Source organism: Rhizobium sp. RU20A (genome assembly GCF_900155885.1).
In the GTDB taxonomy this organism is placed as follows: domain Bacteria; phylum Pseudomonadota; class Alphaproteobacteria; order Rhizobiales; family Rhizobiaceae; genus RU20A.
Genome location: NZ_FTMB01000010.1, coordinates 25,062 through 49,592 on the forward strand (window position 1 = coordinate 25,062; position 24,531 = coordinate 49,592).

Annotated in this window: 9 protein-coding genes; 2 read left to right on the plus strand and 7 right to left on the minus strand. The window is 66.4% G+C overall.

The annotated features are described in order from the left end of the window. Positions 1-65 precede the first annotated feature (65 nt). From F3H41_RS18390 to F3H41_RS18420, 7 genes are all read right to left on the minus strand, one after another. The gene (locus F3H41_RS18390) at positions 66-7,214 is read right to left on the minus strand and encodes a non-ribosomal peptide synthetase (RefSeq protein ID WP_149740148.1); all 7,149 of its coding nucleotides are present in this window, start codon (positions 7,212-7,214) and stop codon (positions 66-68) included. 5 nt (positions 7,215-7,219) lie between these two features. Then, positions 7,220-8,611 (minus strand): MATE family efflux transporter, encoded by a 1,392-nt coding sequence (locus F3H41_RS18395; protein ID WP_149740149.1) that lies wholly within the window; start codon positions 8,609-8,611, stop codon positions 7,220-7,222. Positions 8,612-8,614: 3 nt separating this feature from the next. Next, positions 8,615-16,162, minus strand: coding sequence for a type I polyketide synthase (locus F3H41_RS18400; RefSeq protein WP_149740150.1), 7,548 nt, complete (start codon positions 16,160-16,162; stop codon positions 8,615-8,617). Between the two features lie 213 nt (positions 16,163-16,375). After that, positions 16,376-17,044: a protocatechuate 3,4-dioxygenase gene (locus F3H41_RS18405; protein ID WP_244616273.1), complete on the minus strand. Its 669-nt coding sequence runs from the start codon at positions 17,042-17,044 to the stop codon at positions 16,376-16,378. 59 nt (positions 17,045-17,103) lie between these two features. After that, positions 17,104-18,600: an efflux transporter outer membrane subunit gene (locus F3H41_RS18410; RefSeq protein ID WP_149740151.1), complete on the minus strand. Its 1,497-nt coding sequence runs from the start codon at positions 18,598-18,600 to the stop codon at positions 17,104-17,106. Between the two features lie 140 nt (positions 18,601-18,740). Continuing rightward, the gene (locus F3H41_RS18415) at positions 18,741-19,454 is read right to left on the minus strand and encodes a 4'-phosphopantetheinyl transferase superfamily protein (protein ID WP_149740152.1); all 714 of its coding nucleotides are present in this window, start codon (positions 19,452-19,454) and stop codon (positions 18,741-18,743) included. Next, positions 19,451-20,473: a hypothetical protein gene (locus F3H41_RS18420; protein WP_149740153.1), complete on the minus strand. Its 1,023-nt coding sequence runs from the start codon at positions 20,471-20,473 to the stop codon at positions 19,451-19,453. Before F3H41_RS18420 ends, F3H41_RS18415 begins: the two co-directional genes overlap by 4 nt. Before the next feature lie 625 nt (positions 20,474-21,098). Between F3H41_RS18420 and F3H41_RS18425 the strand changes: the two genes are divergently transcribed. Both F3H41_RS18425 and F3H41_RS18430 read left to right on the plus strand, forming a co-directional pair. Then, positions 21,099-22,520, plus strand: a complete 1,422-nt coding sequence (locus F3H41_RS18425) for an ATP-binding protein (protein WP_149740154.1) — start codon at positions 21,099-21,101, stop codon at positions 22,518-22,520. Between the two features lie 21 nt (positions 22,521-22,541). Further along, on the plus strand, positions 22,542-24,422 hold the full coding sequence (locus F3H41_RS18430; RefSeq protein WP_149740155.1) for an EAL domain-containing protein: 1,881 nt from the start codon (positions 22,542-22,544) through the stop codon (positions 24,420-24,422). The last annotated feature ends 109 nt before the right edge of the window (positions 24,423-24,531 follow it).

Sequence of the window (24,531 nt, forward strand, 5' to 3'; positions counted from 1 at the left end):
TCCTGCAAGATAATCCCAAATAGCCGGGCTTCAAGATTGCCGATTTGTCTCTCCCGCGCCGCGGTCTACTGGAAGAACCGGGCCAGCGTCGCGGCATTGTCGCGGTTGAGGACCGCGAAGTGGTCGACGTCCCAGGCCGGCTGGAGGTCCGGGCGGGCCGAACGGCTGGTCCAGTAGGCTTCGCGCGCCGGGTCAGGCGGTTGATCGCCGCGCCGCACGCGCAGGTAGGCGAGTGGCGTTTCGATCCGCTCAGGTTTGTAGGATTGCGACAGGCGCATATTGTTGGCGACGACGGCGGTGACGCGCTGTTCCTGCTCGGGATCGATCGGCGCGTCCGAGCCAGCGCGGTCGCGTTCGAGGCGCACGATGCGGGCGGCGGTGTGCTTTGCCATGTCCATTGTCCAGAACTCACCGGCCGGCGAGGTGTCGATCATGACGAGACGCTCGACGGCCTCGCCTGTCGCTTCCAGCCGCCGGGTGATCTCGAAGGCGAGGAGGCCGCCGAAGGAATGGCCGACCAGCGCGTAGGGACCTTTTGGCTGCACGCTGCGCATCGCCGCCATATAGTTCTCGACCATGGCATCCAGCGTCTCAGCCACCGCTTCACCCGCATCGAGTCCTGAGGCCTGCAGGCCGTAAACGGCGCGTTTGTCGGTGAGGGCCTCGGCAAGGCCGAGATAGCCGAAAGGCGCCCCGCCGACCGGATGGAAGGCGAAGACCGGCGGGCGATTGGTCGCCTCGCCGGGCCCGTCTCCAAGCTTGATAAGAGGGCCGCCCGTCTTCAGCGCCTTGCCGGAGCGGATGTCGTCGGCGAGCGCCCGCACCGTCTGGGCGCGGTAGAGAGCGCCGACCGGCAGGTCGAGCCCCAGCAGGCGCTTTACGCCGGCACACAGACGCAAAGCCTGCAGCGAGTGGCCGCCGGCGGCGAAGAAATTGTGGTCGATGCCGAGCGTGTCGAAACCGAGAAGCTCGCGCCAGAGGCCGAGCAGCGTGGCATCGAGGTCGTCGCGCGGCGGAGTCGCCGCTTCCGTATCCGTTCCGAAGACAGGAGCGGGAAGGGCGGCGATGTCGAGTTTGCCGTTGACAGTCATTGGCAGGACATCGACGCAGACGAGGGTGGCCGGCAGCATGGCGGCAGGCAGCCGCGCCGCAAGGTAGGAGCGCCAGTCGGCAGGCGTCTCCGCGCTGTCCTCGGTCACGGCATAGGCCACGAGCACGGTCTCGCCCTGTCGTTTCGCGGTGACGACAGCGGCGGAGCGCACCGCGGGATGGCTTCTGAGCGCTGCGGAGACTTCGTCAAGCTCGATGCGATGGCCGCGGATCTTCACCTGTGCGTCGGCGCGGCCGATGAACGCGATGTCGCCATCGGCGGTCCAGCGTGCGAGGTCGCCGGTGCGGTAGAGCCGCTCGCCCGGTGCGCCGAAGGGATCGGGAAGGAAGCGGGATGCGGTCTCTTCCAGCCGGCCGATATAGCCGTCGGCGACACTGTCGCCGCCGATGTAGATTTCGCCTGTGATGCCCGTGGGCACTGGCTCCATCCGCGCATCCAGGATCAATGTCCGGTAGTTGGGCAGGGGCCGGCCGATCGGCAGGACGGGATCCGTTTCGGTTCCGCGAAAACGATAGGCCGTTGCATCGATGACGGTCTCGGAGGGGCCGTACATGTTGAAGAGCGCGACGCCCGGAAGCGCCGCCGCGATGCGACGCGCCACCGCCGTCTGGAATGCCTCGCCGCCCAGCATCAGTTGCCGCAAGGCAAGCCCGGGCGGAATGGGCGCCTCGATGGCGGCATCCAGGAAGGCGGGACTGAAATTCATATGCGTGACGCCATCGCGCGCCAGCAGCCCCCAGAAGTCCGCACCCGAAAGCGTCGCCGGATCGTCGATGACAACAACCGTCGCACCGGACAGCAGCGGCGTGAGGATCTGGCCGATGGAGACGTCGAAGCCGATGGACAGCGTTGCGGCGACGCGGTCGCCGGGGCCGACCGGATCGTGGGCGAGACGCGCCGCGGCAAGGTTGGCCAGCGCAGCATGGCTGACGATGACGCCCTTGGGACGGCCGGTCGAGCCGGATGTGTGGATGATATAGGCGGGATCGGCCGGCGTGACGGCACGCGCGATGGCCGGCTCGTCATCCGGCCCATTATTTGGCCCACTATTCAGCCCACTATTCGGCATGTCTGCGGCGTCGAAAGCGTCCATGTCCAGCATCGCGCAAACGGCCGGATCGATGGCCGGAAGGCGCGGGCGGCTGGCGTGGTCGGTGATCACCACGGCCGGCTTCGCGGTTTCGAACACGCCGGCCATGCGCTCGGCCGGGTTGGCGGGATCGAGCGGCATATAGACGCCAGCGGCCTTCAGCACGGCGAGCGCGATCACCGGTAGCCGCTCGTTGCGCCCAACGATGACCGCGACCGGACGCCCGGCCGCAACGCCGAGGCCGATCAGATGATGGGCGAGGCGGTTCGCCCGCCGGTCGAGGGCCTCGAAGCTCAGGGTGCGATCGCCGTAGATGACGGCGGGCGCTTGCGGTTGCGCAGCGACCTGCCGGGCGAAGAGGGCCGGGACGGCGACGGTTTCGATGGCACGGCGCTCCCCGGTACCGCGTGAGATCATCGCGGCGCGCTCCTCGGCCGGGATCAGCGGCAGGTGGCGGACCGGCGTCTCGGGCGTCTTCAACGCCGCCGTCAGCAGCGTGACGAAGTGCCGGCCAAGCCGCTGGATGGTCGTGCGGTCAAAGATGTCGGTGGCGTAGGTAATGGTGCCAGAATAGCCGGCGGCGGTTTCGCTGAGCACCAGCGTCAGGTCGAATTTCGCCGCCGCTTCCGGCAGGGGCACGGCGTGGGCCGTCAGGCTCCCAAACGCGAAGGTATCCGGCATGGCCGGTTGCAGCGCAACCATGGTCTGGAAGACGGGGTGAAGACCGGGTTGGCGCGGCGGGCTCAGCGCATCCACCAGCTTTTCGAAGGGAAGCGTTGCATGGGCGAAGGCCTCGCTGGCACGGGCCGTCAGCCGCTCAGTCAGCGTCCTGAAGCTGGCCTCGCCGCTCAGATCGGCGCGCAGCACCAGCGTGTTGACGAGAAAGCCGACCATGCCCTCCAGTTCGGGTCGGTCCCGATTGGCGGCAGGCGCGCCGAAGACGATGTCGTCCTGGCCGGACCAGCGGGCCAGAAGCGCGCTCCAGGCGGCTGAGAGCACGAGGAACGGCGTCGTTCCGGCGGCCCGCGCGAAGGCGCCGACGGCGGCGGCCGTTTCCGGTGGCAGGTCGAGCGGCAGGCTGGCGCCGGCGCTGCGGCGCACGGCCGGGCGCGGCCGGTCGAGCGGCAAGTCGAGGGCATCCGGTGCATTGGCAAGCACGCCGCGCCAGTGGACGACTTCCTCTTCGACAGCAGCTTCGGTCAGGGCCTCGCGCTGCCAGAGCGCATAGTCGGCATACTGGATCGGCAGGGGAGTGAGGTTGAACGGCTGGCCGTCATGGGCGGCCTGATAGGCGGCGGAGAGTTCGCGCATCAGGATACTGGCCGAAAGCCCGTCGGAAACGATGTGGTGGGTGACGACGACAAGCAGGTGGGTGTCTGGCGCGAGCGACAGAAGCCGCGCCCGGATCAGGCAGTTCCGTTCAAGGCTGAAGGGACGAAGTGCCTCGGCCTCAATGGCGGCGTGAACGGCTCCGGCATCCGTCACCTCGTCGATGGCCAGCGTCATGCGCCGTTCCGCGTGAACGATCTGCACCGGCGTGCCGTCCACCTCGGCAAAGCCGGTGCGCAGGCTTTCGTGCCGGGCAACGACGGCGTCGAAGGCGGATGACAGCGCCGCCCGGTCGAGCATGCCGGCAAGCCGCAGCACGACGGGAATGTTGTAGGCTGCGCTCATCGGCTCCAGCCGGTCGAGGAACCACAGCCGCTCCTGCTCGAAGGAAAGTGGCAGGGTAGCGGGACGGGGCGCCGCAGGGATCAACCCGGTCGCTGCAGCCGCAGGCACGCCGAGCAGGGCGTCGATACGGGCGGCGAGATCGCCGAGCCGCGGCGTTTCGAACAGCATGCGCAAGGACAGATCGACATGCAGCGTGTCCCGCAGCTTCGAGGCCAGTTGCGTCGCCATCAACGAATGGCCGCCAAGCGCAAAAAAGTGGCTTGCCGTGGTGATCTCGGCCGCGCCGAGCAGGCTGGCGAAAAGGCCGGCGACGAGCACTTCCGTCGGGGTTTCCGGCGCCGCGCCCGCTTGGGCTGCGAAGGCCGGATCGGGCAGGGCCTTCAGGTCAAGCTTGCCGTTTGCCGTCAGCGGCAGTGCATCGAGCACCGTGATGGCGGAGGGGACCATATGGGCGGGCAGCGAAGCTGATAGAAAGCTTGCGAGCGCTTCGCCATCCGGCAGGGCGCCGGGCGCCGGCACGACATAGGCGAGGAGGCGCGGCTCGCCGCCACCGGCGCTGCGGGCGACGACGGCCGCCTGCGCGACGGTCGCATGGCGACGCAGCACCGCCTCGATCTCGCCGAGCTCGATGCGGAAACCGCGGATTTTCACCTGTGCATCGTGGCGACCCAGAAAGCCGAGCGTGCCGTCGCCGTTCCAGGCCGCGCGGTCGCCGGTGCGGTAGAGGCGGCCGAGGTGGGGATGGTCGATGAAGCGTTCGGCCGTCAGATCCGACCGGCCGAGATAGCCGTCCGCAAGGCTCGCCCCGCCGATGAAGAGCTCCCCTTCGAGGCCTGGGCCAACCGGCTGGAGCACGCCATCCAGCACGTGCGCGGTGTAGTTCGGCAAGGGACGGCCGATCGGCAGGGGTCGGCCGGCAAAACGATCGCGCGCCGGGCCGGCTTCGGGAAAGCGCCAGGCCGTCGCGTCGATCGTGGTCTCCGTCGGGCCATACATGTTCCAGACGGGGATGCCGAGCCGGTCGGAGAGCCGCGCGGCAAGCGATGCGGACAGCGGCTCGCCGCCCAGCATCAGTTGTTTCAGCGCGGTCTTTTCCGGCGCATCCGGCAGCACGGCCTCGAACAGCGAGGGCACGGAATTGACATGCGTGACAGCGTGACGGGTGAGGAAATTCCAGAAGGTGGCGGCGGCGATGCCCCGGATGTCGCCGGCCACCACCACGGCAGCGCCGGAGAGCAGAGGGGTCAGCATCTGGCCGAGCGAGACGTCGAACCCGATGGATATGGCGGCCAGAACCCGGTCGCCGGGGCCGATTGGATCGTGATCGAGCCGGGCAAAGGCGAGGTTGACGAGCGCCGTATGGCTGACGGCAACACCCTTGGGCGTGCCGGTGGAGCCGGAGGTGTAGATGACATAGGCGCGCGCGGCCGGGGCGAGGCCGGTGCGGTCGGGCGCGACGGTGGCCGGTCCCGTCAGAGGCCAGCCATCGGCCGCCAGAATGCGACGAGGCTCTGGCGGGAGGAGGCTTTCCTTGGCCACGTCCGTGATGAGGGCGACTGCCCGGGCATCGGCGATCATGCCGGCAAGGCGTTCGGCCGGGTAGGCGGGGTCGAGCGGCAGATAGGTTGCGCCGGCCTTGAGAATGCCGATCAGCGCGGCGATGCCCTCGACGGAGCGGTCCAGACAGACGCCGACCGTGTCGCCGTGTCGGATGCCGGCTTCGATGAGGCGGGCGGCAACGCGGTTCGCGGCCTGATCGAGACCGGCATAGTCGAGGCTGACGGTGTCGGAGACGGCGGCAAGTGCCGTCGGCGTCTCGGCCACCTGCCGCTCGAAAAGATCGGGAAGTGTGAGCGAGGGGATCTCGATCATCCGGCCAGCCGACCAGACGGCGATCGCCGCGCGTTCTGCCGGCTCCAGCCCGTCGATGCTGTCGAGGCGGCGGTCCGGATCGGCAAGGACGGCATCGATGACGTCCGCGAGAACGGTGGCAAAGCCGGCAACGTCCCTGGCTGCAAGAATGGCCGGATCGTGCCCGAAGCCGATCACAATTCCGGCCTGATCCGGTTCTTCATCCACATAGATGCCGAGCGGGGACCGTTCACGCTCGCGGATTGGCGCGGATGAAACGCTGCGCCCGCCAATCTGGACGGCAGTGCGGCGCATGGCGGGCATGATGGTGACGGCGACATCGAAGAGATTGCGGTCCGGCCGCGCATCGAAGGCGCCGGAGGCCGCCAGCGCCCGGCCGATCGTATCGACCGGCAGGCGCTGGTGGCGCAGGTCCGCATCCTGATCGGCGGCCAGCATCGTGATGGCCCGCCTGAGGCTCGTCGTGGCGTCGATCCGGCAGCGCAGAGGCAGGATGCCTGCCAGCATGCCGATCGTATAGCGCGTTGCCGCCTCACGCCGATGCAGGGCCATGCCGAGCGTGAAGTCCTCGCGGCGGTAGCGGCGGGCAAGCGCGATGGCAATGATGGCGAGCAGCACGCGAGGGGTTGTCGTGCCCAAGGCTTTTGCCTGTGCCTCCAGGGCTGCGTGGGTTTCGGCGCCGAGGCGCAGGGGCGCGGCAGGCTCGGCCTCCGGCGCGCTGCTGTCGGCTCGTTCGGCGATGCCAACCGGTGCGAGCCCATTGAGCACGAGTCCATCCAAGACGAGGCCGGGCATCGGCGAGAGCCGCGCTGTCCAGTAGGCAAGGTCGTCGGCGTGTCGGGGCGAGGCGGCATAGGCCTCGTCATCGGCAACGACGCTGCGATAGGTGGAGCGTGGCATGACGGTTTCGGTACCGCTGCCGTCGTCGTTCCCATCTCCGGAAAGCGTGCGATAGGCGGTCAACCAGTGGGCCTGCGCGATGCCGAGCGCCACGCCGTCGGCGATCAGGTGATGGGCGAGCAGCATCATCCGCCAGTGGCTTTCGCCGAGTTTCAGGAGATCGACGCGGAACAATGGCTCATCGCCGAGCGTGAAACCCTTGGCGTGGACGGCCTCGACATGGGCGCGGGCGGCGGCTTCAGGATCCGCCGCCTCCGTGAGGTCGATGAGGCGGAAGGGCGGGCGCCCGGCCGGCTCGATGCGCTGGCGCGGCTCGTCGCGGTCGATGCGCAGGCGCAAGGCCTCGTGCCGCCCGACCATCATGCGCACCGCCTGGCGTGCGAGATCCGGATCGATGGCGCTGCGGAACGTCACGACGGACCCCACCTGATAGGCGGTGGGATCCTCGATCAGGCGCATATCCAGCCAGACGGCGCGCTGGGCGTGGCTGAGGCCGAACCAGTCGGCGGTCTCGGCAGCGGTGTCCTGCGGTGCGGTGCGGGCGGCGGCGGTGTGCTGTGCGGTCATGGCGGTCACGCGGTCTGGGGTTCGGAAAGGCGAAGCGGGCGAAAGACGACGAAAAGACGGGCAAGAAGCAGGCCAAGCCGTAGCAGGCTTGTGGCGATGATCCCCTCCACAAGGCCGCTGACGCCGTGGTCGAGCCGGAAGGCGAGGACGCCGGCGAGCAGCACGGTCGCCACCATGCACCCGACCTGGATCAGCGTCGGCAGCGCCACATCCTTGCGGGCCCGGAGCGCGGCGAAGACGCCATAGCTCATGCCGTCGAGGAAGAGCACCACACCGGTGACCGGCAGCAGCATGGCCAGAAGTGCGGAAAGAGCCGCATCCGGCGTGTAATGCGCCGCGATCGGGCCGGCAAAAAGGACGATCACGGCGCTGATCGGCGCGAGCACGAAGGCAAGGCGGCCGAGATCACGCCACAGGCGCGCGCTCGGTCCATCGGCAGCGGCGGCGCGCATGGAGATGGCGTCGCCGATACCGGCGGCAAGCAGCAGGCCGGGCAGGTTCAGCACCCAGCAGGAGGCAAAGGCGGCGAGCGGGGCCGTGCCCAGCCAGCCTGCAAAGACGGTCAGCCAGACGCCGAGCGCATGCATGCCGGCGGAGGTACTGACGGCGCCAAAGGAGAGCTTCAAGTGATCCCGGCGGTTGCCCGCGGCCTGCACGGGATCGGTGATTTGAGCGGGCCGGAAGGCCCCAGGGCCTTCCATGCGCCTGACCGCAGCCACGAGCGCGATGGCGAGGCCGATGCGCACCATCGTGGTCGCGGTTGCCGAGCCGGCAGCGCCGAGCGCGGGAAGGGGGTCGAAACCGCCGATCAGCAGCGCGTTCAGCCCGGCATTGGCAAGGTTGGCGGCAATCATCCAGCGCGCCACGAGGCCCGCCTTGCCGATGCCTTCGAGGTGCACGGCGGCGGCGAGAGCAATGAGGCCGGCCGGAAGCCCGGCGGCGAGGATGAGGATGACCGTGCCGGCGCGGGCCGAAAGGGATGGTTCCTGTCCGATACCAGCGAGCAGCAGACCGGCGAAGGGCGCCAGTGCGAAGACGACAAGTCCGGCACAAAGGGCGACGAGGCTGGCGCGTTGCCAGACGGCGAGGCGCGCCGCTGCCTGCTCCGGCAGGCGGGCTGCGGCCGTCAGAACGAGGGCTGCATGCAGACCGGAAATGCCAATATCGACGAGCCGGCCGAAGGTGCCGTCGGACAGCGTCGTCGCCGCCAGTTCGCTCGACCCCAGCCGCGCCACCATCAGTGCATCGACGATCGCCATGCCAGCAATGCCGGCGCGCGAGATGATCATCGGCGCGGCCTGCCGGAAGAGACCGGAGGGCGCAGTGTCTGTGACAGGCAATGCTGCTGCAAGGCCATTATCGATCCGTTCAGCCTGTTCGCCCCCCGCCTGCTGCATGCCTCAGGCGGCCTTCGCAGACTCGGACGGCGTTTCTGCCGGTGCTGCGGCCTCGGCGGACCGCACACCGGCAAAGGCGCGCATGACCACCTCGACCACCCCTGCGACGGAGCCCGCCTGGATCATCTGCATGACCGAGACCGGTCGGCCAACCGTCTGTTCGAGGGCTTCGGCAAGTTCGACGGCCATGAGGCTGTCGAGGCCGAGTTCGGAGAGCGGTTTTGCCGGTTCCACCTGCGAGGCCGGCAGGCCGACGACGCGGGCGACGTTCTCGCTGACGATGGTCAGCAGCGCGGCGCGGCGGTCCTCCTCTGCCATGGCGGTGAGGGCCTCGGCCATGGAGTTGCCGCCCTCGGCCATCATCTGCATGCCCTCGGGGATCAGCATGGAGAAGCGGCGGGTGCGAGCGCCCGGCAGGCTCTGGCCAAGACGCAGCAGGTTGAACTGCGCGGCCGAGACGTTTGCTGCGCCGGCAGCGAGGAGACGGCCGAGTTCGGCGAGGATGACGCGGGTCGGTGTCGCCTCCATGCCGGCGCGCTGCTCCAGCATTTCCTCGACCTGCTGGTTGCGGGTGAGGAAGCCGGCGTCCTTGATGGCGCCCCATCCGGTGGCAAGCGCCGGCTGTCCCTCGGCCCGGCGCATTTCCGCCAGCGCATTGAGGAAGGCATTGGCCGCAACATAGGTGCCCTGGCCGGGATTGCCGACCATGACCGAAGAAGAGGAATAGAGCACGAAGGCTTTGAGCGGATCATCTTTCGTCAGCTCGTGCAGGTGCCAGGCGCCGAGCATCTTGGCGGACATGACGCGATGCATGAGATCGCGGTCGACCTTGATGAGCGGCGCATCCTCGATGAGGGCTGCCGAATGCACGATGCCGGTGAGCGGGGCCATGTTCGAGCGGATTTCGGCCAGAACCCGTTCCAGTCCGGCGCGATCGGCGACATCGACCGCGAAGGCGCGCACCGTTGCGCCGGCGGCGCGGATGCGGGCAAGCCCGGCCTGCGCTTCTTCCGTTCGGTCGCCGCGCCGGCTGAGAAGGGCAAGGGAGCGTACGCCGTTCGCCACCAGCCATTCGGCGGTGGAAAGGCCGAAGCCGCCAAGGCCGCCGGTGACGAGCCAGGTGCCGTCGCTGCCGGGAACCGCCGCGCCGGTCGCGACGATCGGCAAGGACTCATGCGGTTCGGCGTCGAGGCCGATGACGAGCTTTCCGACATGGCGGGCCTGCTGCATGGCGCGGAAGGCTTCCTCGGCACGCGAGATGGGCGTCACGATATGCGGCAGAGGGCGCAGCGCACCGGTCTCCAAGGCCGCGACGACCTCGCCGAAGACACGGGCGGCGAGCTTGGGACGTTCGACCAGCAGCGTATCGGCGTCGATGCCGAAGTAGCTGAGATTCTGGCGGAAGGGACGCAGGCCGATGCGGCTGTTGGCGTAAAGGTCGCGCTTGCCGATCTCCAGGAAGCGGCCGAAGGGTTTGAGCACCTGCAGCCCTTTGGTGATGGCTTCGCCGGCGAGCGAGTTCAGCACCACGTCGACGCCCTTGCCGCCTGTCAGACGCAGGACGTCGTCGGCAAATTTCAGCGAGCGGGAGGAGAAGACATGATCGGCGCCCATGGCGGCAACGAGCTTCTGCTTGTCGGCAGCGCCCGCCGTTGCGATCACCGTCGCACCCTTCAGCTTGGCGATCTGCAGGGCGGCGAGCCCGACACCGCCGGCAGCGCCGTGGATCAGCACGGTTTCGCCGGCCTCCAGGCGCGCGAGGTGATCAAGCGCATACCAGGCTGTGACGAAGGCCGTCGGGATGGTGGCGGCCTCGGCGAAGGAGAGCGAGGCGGGGATGAGCGCCGCACTGCCGGCATCGGTTGTCACATGCGTGGCAAAGCAGGACGACGCGAATGCGATGACGCGGTCGCCCGGCTTCAGATGTTTGACGTCGGGGCCGACCTCCACCACTTCGCCGGCACATTCCATGCCGATCGTCGGGCCGGAAAAGCCCTTTTCCACCGCTTCTTCCGGCAGCATGCCCATGGCCCAGAGTACGTCGCGGAAATTGAGGCCGGCGGCGCGGATGCGGATTTCGACCTCGCCGGCGCGCGGCGCGCGGCGGGCGATTTCGCGCAGGTGCAGCGAGTCAAGACCGCCGGACGGCAGGAAATCGAGGCGGAAGGGCCGGGCGGCCGGCTTCTCCGCAAAGCTGGCGATGCGGGTCTGTTCCGCGATGGAGGAGGCGCGGACGCGATGCACGTAGCGGCGGCCATCGACCAGCAGCGTCTCGGTTTCTTCGTCGCGGGCAAGCAGCGCCTCGGCGAGAACGGTTGCGGCGGTGGTATCGTCGGGTGCGGCATGGACGTCGATGAGGCGCATGCCAACGGCGACCTGCTCATTGGCGATGACGCGGGCCGTGCCGGCAATGGTTGCCTGGAACGGATCGAGCGGTCCTGCGCCGCCCGGCGTAACGAAGGCACCGCGCGTGACGATGGTCAGCGTGGGGGCAGGCGCTTCACCGGCGTCTTCCACCGGCCGGAGCTCAATGGCGCGGGACAGGGCGATGGCGGAGAGGCAGCGCATGTCCTGACGGTCGAGGATAGCGGCGAGGTCTTCGCCCGTCTCGGCAAAGCCGGCGAGGTGAATGAATTCGGCAGCGCCGGTTTCGGCCTTCACCAGAGCCGCGAAGGCTTCGTCGGAGAGGTCGGCGGGATCGAGCACGCGGACCTTCACCGTCTGGCCGGCAGCTTCGAGACCAGCGGTCAGGGCCGCAACGAAGGGGCTGTCCGCTTCGGAGGGACCGGTGACGAGCACGCGGGTGGCCGGAGCAGTGGCTGCGACCGGGACGGGCGTTGTTTTGGCGGCAGCGGGTTTGCGGGCGACCAGCAGGGCGAAAGCCGTCTGGGTCTCCCCGGCCAGCGCGCCGTCGCTGATCTCGGTCACGGCCTCGAAGCCGGCCGCTTCCATCTCGGCAACGACCGCCTCCATGGGTCGATGGTCGCGGGCTGGGTCGAGCAGACGGGCGACGCGGCCGGGCCGGGCAACGAGACGGATGGAGATGCCGCCCGCCGTCAGCGCTGCAAAGAGCGCAGCGGCCGGAACGTCGGCGGCGGAGAGTGCGATGTCGAAGCCGGTTTCGGTGAGTGCGTCCGGTGCGATGGCTGCGGTGCGCAGGATGTGGTGGGCGCCGAAGCGGTTGCCGGCGCGGGTGGTGGCCTGTTCGGAGGCATCGACGAAGAGATAGTCGCTCTTCGTCGGCGGCAGCACCGGCAGCACGGAGGCCGTAAGCCCGCCTGTGGCGCCGGCAAGCTCGACCACGCCGATGCCGCGCCCAGCCGGCCAGTCGGCCACGAGACTGCGCAGCGTTTCCGCGACCATGCGGTTGTAGACGAGGCGGAAGGGCGCCGTATCCTCCATGGCTTCAGGCATGGCGATGGCCGGAAAGGCCTCGTTCTCGCCGGTCAACCAGCCGGCCAGCGCACCGCCGGCGCGGCCGAGCGCAACGATCTCCGCGCTGTAGCCGGGGTAGGCGAGCATCAGTTCACGGCGCAGCAGTTCGGGCTCGACATGGCTCGCCTCGCCCGTCCAGGCATAGAGTGGGGCTTCGGCCGTGGCGCTTTTCAGCAGATGGCCATCGGCGGCCGCCATCTCGATAAAGGCGGTGAGCGCGTCGATGCGGTCGGCGGCAATGCCGGCTTCGCGCGCCAGGGTCGCGATGGTGAAGGGCTTCTCGGCTTTTGAAAGGGTCCGCAGCGCCTCGACGGCATAGGCGCCGACAAGCCGATCCAGACCCTCGGCCGGGCCGGCATAATGGGTGGCTCGTGCGGTGGCGTCGAGAACGGCGGCCAGCGCCGGCTGAGCATTGGTGGCAATCTCGTCGGGTGCTGGCAACACGAGTGGCGACGCATGGCGCACCACCCATGCCGGATCCGGGCGCCAGTCCTCGGCGGTGATCGGCAGGCTGGAGGGGCGGAACTCCACTTTCTGGAAGCGGCCATCCGTCATGGTCATGAGCACACGGCCATCCGTGTCGGTGACGATCATGTCGGCAACGCCGGTGCGGGCATTCTCGTGCGTGACGATCACCTGGCAGAAGACGTGGGCCGGCAGCGGCGCGAGGCTGCGGATCCGTCCGACCTGCACGGGGATCGTCGCGCAGTCGCGCGGATCGGTCTGGGCGATCATCGAGATCAGCAGTTGGAGGCAGCTGTCGAAAACGGCCGGATGCGAGCGGTATCCCTCCAGCTTGCCGTCAAGGTCGGGCAGGCGGATTTCGCCGAGACCGATGCGCTCGCCGCTCTCCGGATCCGACATGTTGAGCGAGACAACACCCTGGAAGGCCGGGCCGTAGGCCATGCCGCGTCGCGTGCAGCCCGCGTAGTGGCCCTCGGCGTCGAGGTCGATGGGGAGGCCCGCTGCAATCGCCGCAAGATCAATCCGCTCGTTCTCCTCCTCTGGTTTGTCCGGGCGGCTGATGCGGCCGCGGGCATGGTCGGTCCAAGCGGTCGCGGCCGTGTCGGGACGCGAGCGGATGGCGATGGTGCCGTCGGCGCTGTCCATGGAAACCTGCACGATCGGCTCTGCGCCTTCGCCGAGCACCATCGGCTTCAGGATCTCGAAATTCTCGAAATCGATCGGGCCTTCGCCGGCCGAAAGGGCGGCTGCAAAGGTCAGTTCCATATAGCCCGCAGCCGGGAAGATCGCCGAGCCCTGAACGACATGGTCTAGCAGGTAGCCGGTGTGCACGGCATGCAGCGTATTGGTCCACAGCCCTTCGGTGGCGGGGGTTCGATGGCCGAGCAGCACATGGTCGCGCTGCATGGGCGAGACAGCGTCCGGCAGGTCCCAGCCCCCGCGCCAGTGCACGATACGGTTCCAGGGATAGGCGGGCAGGCGCATCGGTCGGGCAGGGCGGGCGTAGAGCAGGTCGGGCGATCCGCCGCCCGCCGCATGGATGGCGCAGACGGCATTGGTCAGCGTCTCCACCTCCGGTGCCGGCGTCGTATCGCTCGGGCGGCGCAGCGTCTGGAGGGCCGTGATGCCGCTGCGCTCCGTTGTCTTGGCGGTCTGCAGCACATAGTCGCGCAGCACCGGATGCGGGCCGAGTTCCACGAAGACGTCGATCTCGTGTTCGGTGATCGCCTGGCGCACGGCCGCCTCGAAAGCCACGGGGGCGCGGATGTTGCGCCACCAGTAATCGGCGTCCAGCGTCTCGCCGGGCAGCACGTCGCCGGTCACGGTGGAGACGAAGGGGATGGCGCTCTCGCGCGGCGCAAGATCGGCAAGGGCGGCGCGCAGCGGCGCCTCGATGTCGTCCATCGCCGAGGTGTGGAAGGCGTAGTTCAGCGGCAGCATGCGCGCGAAACGGCCTTCGTCCGTCAGCTGATCGCAGAGATCCTGCAGCGCATCGATATCGCCAGCCAGCGTCACGGCCTTGGGCGCGTTGATGGCGGCAAGCTCGATCCAGCCGGCGGCGCGCGATATCGCGGTGCGGGCCTCGTCCGGCGTCATGGCAACGGCGGCCATGCGGCCACGGCCAGCTGTCTTCGCCTGCATCTGGCTGCGGTGATAGATGACCTTGACGGCTTCCTCCCGCGAGAGGGCGCCGGAAACATGGGCAGCGGCAGCCTCGCCGACGCTGTGACCGAAGGTCAGCGTCGGTACGATGCCGGCAGCCTTCAGCGCGGCGGCAAGCGCTACCTGCTGCGCAAAGAGCAGGGGCTGGGCGATCTCTGTTTTGGCGATCTTCACTTCATCCTGCGGCCTGCCCATCATCTCGATCAGCGACCAGCCCGAAAGCGGCGCAAAGAGCGCGTCGATCGCTTCCATCTCGGCACGGAAAACGGCGTTGCCGGCAAGCAACTCGCGGCCCATGCCCCACCATTGCGGGCCATTGCCGGAGAAGACGAAGCCGACGCGGCCGGCGCCGCTGGCGCGCTGCAGGGAAAGGCCGGCGACGGTCTCGCCGGCGAGATGGCGGCGCAGCTTGTCGGCGGCCTCCGCCGGCGTTGCGGCGTCGAGCACCAGACGGTGCTGCTGGCGAGCGCGGCTTCGGGCGGCGGTGGCGCGCCAGGCCTGCCAGTCGGCGGCGGGCAGTGTTTCCAGCGCCTCGGCATGGCGCTCGGCCAGCACGGTGAGGCTTTCGGTGGATTGCGCCGAGAGCATCAGGAGCTTCGTCCAGCCTTCGGCCGGCGTGTCAACTGGCTGCGCGGCAGCGGAGGGAGCGCGGTGTTCGGTCAGGATGCAATGCGCATTGGTACCGCCGAAGCCGAAGGAATTGATGCCGAAGACCAGCGGCTTGTCACTGACCGGGAAGGGCAGGGGCTTGTCGACCACGCTGAGGCGGCCAGCCTCGAAATCGATTTTCGGGTTCGGGGTGTTGAAGTGCAGGTTGGCGGGGATCTGCCGGTTGCGGATGGCGAGCAGCACCTTCGTGAGGCCTGCCATGCCGGCACCGGATTCCAGATGGCCGATGTTCGATTTGACCGAACCGATATGGCAGACGGAACCGTCCTTGCGCGGTGCACCGAGCACGCGGGAGATCGCTCCGCATTCGATCGGATCGCCGGCCGCTGTACCGGTGCCATGGGCCTCGACGTAGAAAACCTCTTCGGGCGTGACGTTGCAATCGGCGTAGATCTGGCGAAGCAGCGCCTCCTGTGCCTCGCCGCTCGGCAGGGCCATGCCCATGGTCTTGCCATCGGAATTGACGCTGGTGCCCTTGATGACCGCGAGGATTTCGTCGCCATCGCGTTCGGCATCGGCGAGCGGCTTCAGGATGACGATGCCGCCGCCCTCGGCGCGCACATAGCCCTTGCCGTCGGCGTCGAAGCTCTTGCAGCGCCCGTCGGGCGAGAGCATGGAGGCCTGTGCAAAGCCGGCGAAGGGGCGCATGCTGGCGAGAATGTTGACGCCGCCGACCAGCGCCATGCCGCAGTCACCCGCGGCGATCGAGCGGCAGGCCTGATGCAGGGCGACAAGGCTGGAGGAGCAGGCCGTGTCGATCGACATGCTCGGGCCATGAAGATCGAAGATGTAGGAGATGCGGTTCGAAGCAATGGAGAGCGCGCTGCCGATATTGGTATAGGCGTCGGGATGGTGGCCGGACAGGGTCGCATAGTCATTGCCGGAAATGCCGACGAAAACGCCGGTGCGGCTGCCGGCGAGATCGGCCGGAACGATCCCGGACGCTTCGAGCGCCTCCCAGGTCAGTTCGAGCAGCAGCCGGTGCTGCGGATCCACCTGACGGGCTTCGCGCGGCGACATGCCGAAGAACTCTGCGTCGAACAGGTCGATCCGGTCGAGAAAACCGCCGGCGCGGGTATAGATGCGGGCCGGCGAATGGCTGTCCTTGAGGTGAAAGCCGAGATCCCAGCGGGTGCCATCGGCCTCGCCGACGCAATCGACGCCGCCAGTCAGGTTTTGCCAGAGCGTGTCGAGATCGGGTGACTTTGGATAGCGGCCGCTGACGCCGATGATGGCGATGGGCATGGGCTGTTGCATGGGGATGGGCGATGCGACGCTATTGGTTGTGGTCGGCGACTTCGCCTTGATGCTGCTGGCCATGCGACGGAACTCCCTCTCGACACGCTGAGCGGCGCCGCGTAAACGCACGCGCCAATCGTGAGGGGAACCATGCCGGTGCCTTTCTCTCGAAAAGGTTCACGGCACCGTGACCGGGGCCACTTTAACGCTGATTGAATCAGCTTTTCCGCATTTATCGTGAACCGGGCGTTACTTCGCCCGCTCCGTCCAACGACAGCGGCATGCTTGCTGAGCCTACAAGCGGATGTCGACAACGGTTTCCAGGCTGCGTCTGCCCTTGCGCAGGGTCATGCTCACCGCTTGCTGTTCGGCCGGGCTCATCCTCCGGAAAATCCGGTCACGACCGTTGCCGGGATGGCCGGCCACATAAAACTGCGTCGTCAACTCCCGCCCGCCATGGATGACGCGCACGTGGATGTGCGGGGTCCGGCCGGGATAGGCGACGGGCTCGATCGTGCGAAAAGCGTAGATGCCCTGCTGGTCCGTCACGTCGAAACCAAAACCCTGGAAACCGTGATCGCGGCGCTTGAAGCTGAAGTCGCCCGTATGGATATATCGGCCACGCGCATCGCATTGCCAGATTTCGACGCGTGCGCCGACAACCGGACGACCGTTGCCGTCAAGAACGCGGCCGGTCAGCATCAGCACCGTTCCCTCTGCCGTGTGATTTCGACCTTGAATGCGCACGAGATCGTTGTCGATGTCCTTCGGCCGCATCGAGGGGATGGGATAGTAGGGGCCTTCGGTCGCTTCCGGCGTGCGCACTGCCGCCATGGCCGGGCGTGCGAGAAGAGCGGCGGCGGGAAGAAGCCCCGCGGCCATCAGAAGTCTGCGACGCGCCAGCGGACCGGCAGCGTCCGTCCCGGCACTGTGCGCGTCCTCTTCGGAAAGGCGGTTCGGCATGGATAGGCATCTCCAGTCAAAACGGGCAATGGCGCGCTGTGATCAAGGTGGTGTCGCCGCTATCCTTTGACAAGCGCCGTCTTCGTCGCACCCGTCGTCTTCGCGTCGATCGCCCCGGTGACGGGACCGGCGGCTGGTTCACCGCGTGCGGATGCAGCCACGCCCGGTCCCGGCAGGCCACGGCCGACGGCGATGTTGAGCGCGACATACTGGAGTGCCAGATTGCGGCGTGCCAGGGCCAGATTGGCTTCGGCCTCTTTCAGCTTGCGATCGGCATCCAATGTTTCGAAAAGCGAGGAGAGGCCCTCGCGCTCGGTGGCGCGTGCCAGCGCCAGAGACTTTCTGGCCCGCTCCACGCGCGTATTGCTGGAGGCCAGCGTCTGCTTCTGCCGGTTATAGGAAACGAGCGCGTTTTCGACGTCCTCGACCGCCTTGAGGATGGCGGCACGCCAGGCGGCTTCCTTTTCCTCGGCCTTAGCCTTGGCGATCTTGACATTGGCGCGCAGGCGCCCGCCGTCGAAGATCGGCAGGCGCAGTTGCGGGCCGAACGACCAGGTCGTCAGGCTGCCATTTTTGGCACTGGTGTTCACATAGGTCGGCGTCACGGAGCCCGAGAGCGTGATCGACGGGAAGAGCTGCGACCAGGCATAGCCGATGTCCGAGACGGCGGCTTCGAAATCCATTTCGGCGCGGCGAATATCCGGCCGGTTGCGCAGGAGGTCGGCCGGTACGCCTGTGTCGGCGCTGAAGGCCGGGGCGGGCTGGGCAGACGCTGTTTCCAGCATCGGAACGAGATCGGCCGCCGGTCGGCCCATCAGCGTCGCGACCCGATGCGCGGATCGACGGAAGCTGGCGTCGTAGAGCGGAATATCGGCAGCGATGGCTTCGCTGGCCTCCTCGGCACGGGAGAGATCGAGATCGGAGGCGAGCCCTTCGTGCAGACGTGCCCGCGTCAGCGCTTCCGTCCGTCTCATCGAGGCGAGCCGTGCTTCGGAAAGGCGTTTCAGGGACTGGTAATAACGGGCATCGACATAGGCGCTCGCCATGTCGGAGATCACGGCGAGACGGGCGACGGCGGCTCCTGCAACGGCGGCCTCCCGCGTGGCGCGGGCAGAGCCGACCTGCGAGCGCACCTCGCCGAAGAGATCGAGCAGCCAGGCGGCGGAAAGGCTTCCACCCGTGCGGGTGACGGTGCCGTCCACCGTGCGCATGGAGCCGTTCTGCCGCTCCGTGACGTGCGAGGCACCGAGCGTCAGCGATGGCAACCCGTCCGCGCCCGCCGCCGTGATGCCGGCGTCGGACGCCCGGATGCGGGCTTCGGCCTGGGCGATGTCGAGATTGCCAAGTGCGGTGTCCGCGATCAGCCGATCGAGCAGGGGATCGCCGAGCCCTCGCCACCACGTTTCCCCATCCGTCGCGCCCTTGCCGGGAATGGCACCTGCCGTTTCCGAATAGGCTGGCGGAAGCGGCGCTGCCTGTCGTTCCGGCACGCGGGGACCGAACGAGCAGCCCGAGAGCAGCGCGACGGTCAAGAGGCAAAGGACGGGCTTCATCATCACGGGTTCCAGGCGGGCGCGCTGCCGGTTGAGGCATGGGTCGATTCGCTGCCGCGAGTATTAGACGGAAGGGAAAAACAATTCGTTAAGCATAACGAGCGCCTCTGCCGAAAGGCGATCAACGTGCGCCGACTTCGATCCTAGGGGCTGGGTCTGGCGCGAAAGGCGAGGGCGCCGGAATGATGGTCGCCGCACTCCAGCACCTGAAGCCTCCAGCGGTGTCCGAGGTCATCCGGGCCGCTGCCGACGAAGTGAGGCTGGAAAATGCCGTCCTTCTCGCGTCGGATCTCGATGCGGCGCGGATCGTCCAGAAAGCCGCGACCGAGTGCCTTGATGAGCGCCTCCTTCAGCGTCCACTGGGTGAAGAAGGCGGCGAGCGCCCCGCTGCCTGCAGCCGCGATGACGGCGCGCTCATAAGGCGTGAAGACCTGACGACCGATGGCAACAATGTCGAGGCCGGTGCGATGTTGCTCCACGTCGATGCCGACACGCAGACCGCGCCCGACGGCAGCCGCGACGCGGTCTCCCGAATGGGAGAGGTTGACGTCGAGATCGGGGTCTGCCGGAAGGAAGGGACGACCGTGGCTGTCACGCTTCAGGACGATCGCCGAGACAGGCAGGCCGGTACTGGTGTGGATGAGGTCGCGCAGAATGAGGCGGCCAAGCAGAAATCGATCGCGATCCTCGGCCCGCAGATAGCGTGAAGCCTCCTGACGCTCGGCGTCTGGCAGGCTCTCGGCGCGTAGGGCGAGGGTGTCTCGAGATTCGGCGGGGCTGGCAATCTTGACTGTGGGGCGCGCATCGGTGTCGTCGTGGCCCATGTCGGTGCCCTTTTCGCGATCGCCGCTCGTCATTCAGAGCTGCTTCCAGATACGCCCGGATGTTCCGCGGACACGTCCCATGCCCGAAGGCGCATGGCGCGGAAGCGGTCGATCTGCTCGGTGGCCGGCCGCTCCGCCGTTGCGGCCATCAGCAGGCTGGTCGATCGCGGCTCGACGAAGCGGGCGCAGACATGTTTGTGGCTCGCGTAGACGGAGGAGAGGGCTGCGCCGATTGAGGCATGCAGGGCCGGATGTCGACGGCCGAGGCTTTCGATCGCCGGCCGCATCATCTTCATCCGTGATACCAGTTGCCTGTGATCGCGCGACAGCACGCCGGAAAAGCCGGTCGGGAAGTAGGGTGCATCCATGGCGACGCGGATGCCGGCATTGTAACGGGCCTCGGGGAAATCCCCGGTCAGCTCGAGAGCCGTGGCGCTCGCCGAGAGGAGGCTCGCGACGAGCGTTCCGGCGCTATCGACCGTGGCGTCGTCCTGATCCTGAACGGCACTCTCCAGCGCTCCGAGCGCGACCACGAGCGACTGGCAAAGTCCGGCAAAGATCTGGTGGCCCCGCACCCAGCGCTGCATCGCGCGTTCGGCCGGCGGGTCGCCCTCTGTCACGGAACGGAAGGTCAGCTCTGTCGGCGTCGTGGCCTGCGTGCCGACCAGAAAGGCGATGGCCGCACGGATGGCATCGGCCATCGCGACGATCCGCTCGGCCGGGACGGTGACCGGGCCGGCGGTGACTTCAGTCTTGAGGATTTGGAGCGTTTGGATCTGGCTGGCCAGAAGGGCCGGTGCAGCGCCCGTCCGACTGCGGCGAATCCGGAAAAAATGATCATGGCTGTCGATGTCGCAGGCCTGTCCCGTGTCGATCATGAAGTCGATGCGACCTGTTTCGATAGCGGCAGCGCTGGGCATCAGGGCCTTCAGCGCCGGGAGCGTGCGGCGGAACTGCATATGGGAGGCGGCAATATCTGCCGCACAGTCAGCGCGCAGGGTGGCAGGGATCGCGGCGCAGAAGGCCGTCCGCCCCGGCAGGTCCTCCGGCATCGGCATGTCCGCGTAGGCAATGGATTTGCGTGCGGCTTCGAGCGGTGATGGTGACCGGTGACGCCCGGGCGCAGGCGTGGATGACGCCGTCTTCCCCGTATCGCACGGCGCTGCCAGAATTTCCGGGTCAATCTTCGCCTTCAAGAGCCCATCTCTCTGTTGACGCGTCTGTCCGGCTGCGATGCGGGACGTGGTCTGCTGAAACTGCTGTCGTCGATCGAGCGTGCGCGTGGACACGGTTGGGTTGATACCCAAGGTCGTGTATGACGGGTTTGAATTAAGGTTGTCTAAATTTCATGACTTTGCGTGCAATCAGCAGCAAAAAGGCGGTCTGCACTTCAACGTGCGTCTTCGGAAATGCTCGCGCTCAGTCATCGGCGATCCGTGGTCCGGTAGAATGTCCAAATATACTTACTGACATCTGAATGACGTCCCGAATTGGCCTGAAACCCCTGATTTCGCCCACAATCGGGGCATTTCGCGCCCTTTCCGTTTCGGTCCGAACATCTTGTGTCGCGCCTTTTCAGGCGGACGTGATCCTATTGGGACAACCGGATTTACGCAATTTCAATGCGCGTCTTCTTAGTGTTCGGCTGCACCCGGTGCGAAAAGAAGGTCAGTGCGCATGTTTAAGAAGATCCTTGGGATCATTGACTGGTTCGTTCCCAACGCACCGCTTCTGGAGCGGTCCGAGCTCAGTGTTGCGCGCAACTTTGTCTTCACGCACCTGATCGGGCCACTGTTTTCCCAGGCCATCAGCATCTACCTCTACCGTGCCGTGGCAAATCCGGGCATCCCATTCTGGATCATCATGATCAGCATCTGCAGCTTCTGGGCGCTGCCTTTCGTATTCCGCGCGACCAACAATCTGCGCGTCTCGGCGCTGCTGTCGGTCCAGCTGCTGACGTTCACCTCGCTGTTCGGCGCCTTCTTCTATGGCGGTGTCAGTTCGCCCTTCCTTCCCTGGCTGCTCGTCGCCCTGCTGCTCGGCTTCTTTTACCTGTCCGATCGCCCGCTCTTCGTCGTGTGCCTGTTCGGCGCCAACTTCCTGACGATGACCACGGCCTATTTTGCCGTCGGTTTTCCGGAGACGGTGCCGATCGATCAGCTCGCTGCGGTGGGCTGGATCTCCATTCTGTCGGCCACGGTCTACATGTCGTGGATGGCCGTCTACTACGCCAACGTTCTGTCGATGCGCTCGGTTGTCGAGCGTGAGACGGAGTTGCACGGACGGATGACGGAAAAGTTGCAGGAGGCGATGAAGCTTGCCGAGGCCGCCAACAACGCCAAGTCGATTTTCCTCGCCAAGATGAGCCATGAGTTCCGCACGCCGCTCAATGCCGTCATCGGCTACAGCGAGCTTTTGATCGAGATGATCGAGCCGGAAGACCGGGGCAAGACCAACTGGCAGGACCTCAACCGCATCAACTCGGCCGGAAAACATCTTCTGTCGCTGGTCAACGATGTCCTCGACCTTTCGAAGATCGAAGCGGACAAGATCGAGATCATCGAAAGCCCGTTCGATGTGGATGGTTTTTGCGATCAGGTCGTTGCCACGGCGACACCGCTCATGAAGGCCAATGGCAACAGTTTCGTCGTGCAGCGGCCTTCCCGCCTCGGCACTATCGTCGGCGACGAGACGAAGTTGCGGCAGGTGATTTTCAATCTCCTGAGCAATGCCGCCAAGTTTACCAAGGGTGGAACCGTATCCTTCGTGGCACGCCAGCGCAGCATCGGCGTCAGCGACTGGATCGAGATGCAGGTGATCGATACGGGCATCGGTATCGCCAAGGAAGACCTTCCGAAACTCTTCCAGAATTTCCAGCAGGCTTCCGCCATGACCTCCGCCAAATATGGCGGTACGGGTCTTGGGCTTGCCATCAGCCAGAAGCTTTGCGCTCTGATGGGTGCCAATATCACCGTCGATAGCGAAGTTGGTCGTGGTACATCTTTTACGGTCCGCATTCCCGTCAATGCGGCACGGATCACGCCCGTCGATATTGACGAGCCATACCGTCCCTCACCTCTCTCTGTCGCCTTGGCCTAACCAATGAGAAACGAGAACCTAATGTCTTCGGCCCTGCAGCAGCCCTCCACCGTATCCGAACCGACGGCGATCCTCGAGACGAAACCCCGTCTGTTGATCGTTGACGACGTGGCCGACAATCGCACCATCCTCACGCGCCGCTTCGAACGGCGTGGCTTCGAGGTGCGCGAGGCGGATGGCGGCATGTCGGCGCTCGCTCTGATCGACAGCGAACCCTTCGATATGGTGCTTCTCGACGTGATGATGCCGGAAATCGACGGCCTCGAAGTGCTGAAGCGTATCCGGTTGCGCTTCTCGCCGGTCGAACTGCCCGTCATCATGGTCACGGCGAAGAGCCAGAGCGAAGACATCGTCGGTGCCCTGGAACTGCAGGCCAATGACTATGTGACGAAGCCGGTGGATTTTGCGATTGCGCTGGCCCGCGTGACCATTCAGCTCGACCGCAAACGGGTCTCGGATGCTCTGCGTGTCGCCAATGAGCGACTGGAAGAGCGCGTCGAAGAGCGCACGATGGAACTGATGCAGATCAATCGCAAGCTCGAAGGCGAGATCGTGCAGCGCCAGCGCTCCGAAGCTGCCACGCGCTACATGGCGCTGCATGATGCGCTGACTGGTCTGGCCAACCGTGTTCTTTTCCGCGATCGTCTGGCCGAGGCGCTTGATCAGTCGGCGGTCCAGAATGGCGGGATCGCCATTCTCTTCATCGATCTTGACGGGTTCAAGAGCGTCAACGACACACTCGGCCATAGCATTGGCGACATGCTGCTCAAGTCGGTTGCCGCTGATTTCCAGGCGTTGATGGGCGAACACGATCTCATCGCCCGGCTTGGCGGCGACGAGTTCGCTATCCTCCATCATTGCGATGAGGCATTGTCGGGCGTCATTCAGATTGCAGAGAAAATCATCGCCGCCGCCGCGCGCCAGCGCACCATCGAGGGTCACGCCGTCACGGTCGGTGCCAGCGTCGGCATCGTCACCAGCTTCGAGCAGGGTGAGGAGCCGGAAAATCTGCTGAAGAATGCCGATCTTGCCATGTATCGTGCCAAGGCGGACGGCCGTGGAACCTATCGCATCTTCAATCCCGAGATGGACGCCAAGGCCCAGGCCCGGCGGCTTCTGGAACTCGATATGCGAACGGCCTTCGTCAATGGGCAGTACGAGGTGTTCTACCAGCCGCTGATCTCCATGGAGCATCACCGCGTTGCGGGCTTCGAAGCCCTTATGCGCTGGAACCATCCGGAACGCGGCCCGGTTTCGCCCGGCGAATTCATCCCGATTGCCGAAGAGACCGGCATGATCGTCCAACTCGGCGACTGGGTGCTGCGCGAGGCCTGCCGCCAGGCGGTTCGCTGGCCCGACCATGTGCGCATCGCGGTCAACGTCTCGACCGTCCAGTTCGTGCGCGGCAATGTGGTTGCGAGCGTCATGGGCGCGTTGGCGCAATCCGGCCTGCCGGCCCATCGCCTTGAGGTGGAAATCACCGAATCCGTTCTTCTGGAGAAAACCGAGCAAAACATCGAAATCCTCGAGCAGTTGCGCGCGCTCGGTGTACGCATCGCCATGGATGATTTCGGCACGGGCTATTCGAGCCTTGGCTATCTGCGCCGGTTCCGCTTCGACAAGATCAAGATCGACCAGTCCTTCATTCGCGACATCGCCAAGGACGTGGAAAGCAGCGCGATCGTCAACGCCATCACGCGCCTCGGCGTCAGCTTCGGTATTTCCACCACGGCCGAGGGTGTCGAGACGCAGGAGCAACTGCTGCGTCTTGCCGCCGAGGGATGCCACGAAGTGCAGGGCTGGCTGTTCAGCAAGGCCATCTCTGCCAGCGAGGTGCTCGACATCCTGCAACTGCCGGAGGGAACCATTGTCGAGGAATGCCGGCGCCGGCTGACGGCCTGACAGTCCGGTTATGGACCTCCGACGTTGAATGGCATCAAAGGCGGTGTTCCCGAACCGGAGCGCCGCCTTTATCTTATTTCGCCATTTTTCTTGGAGGAGTGCGTGACTG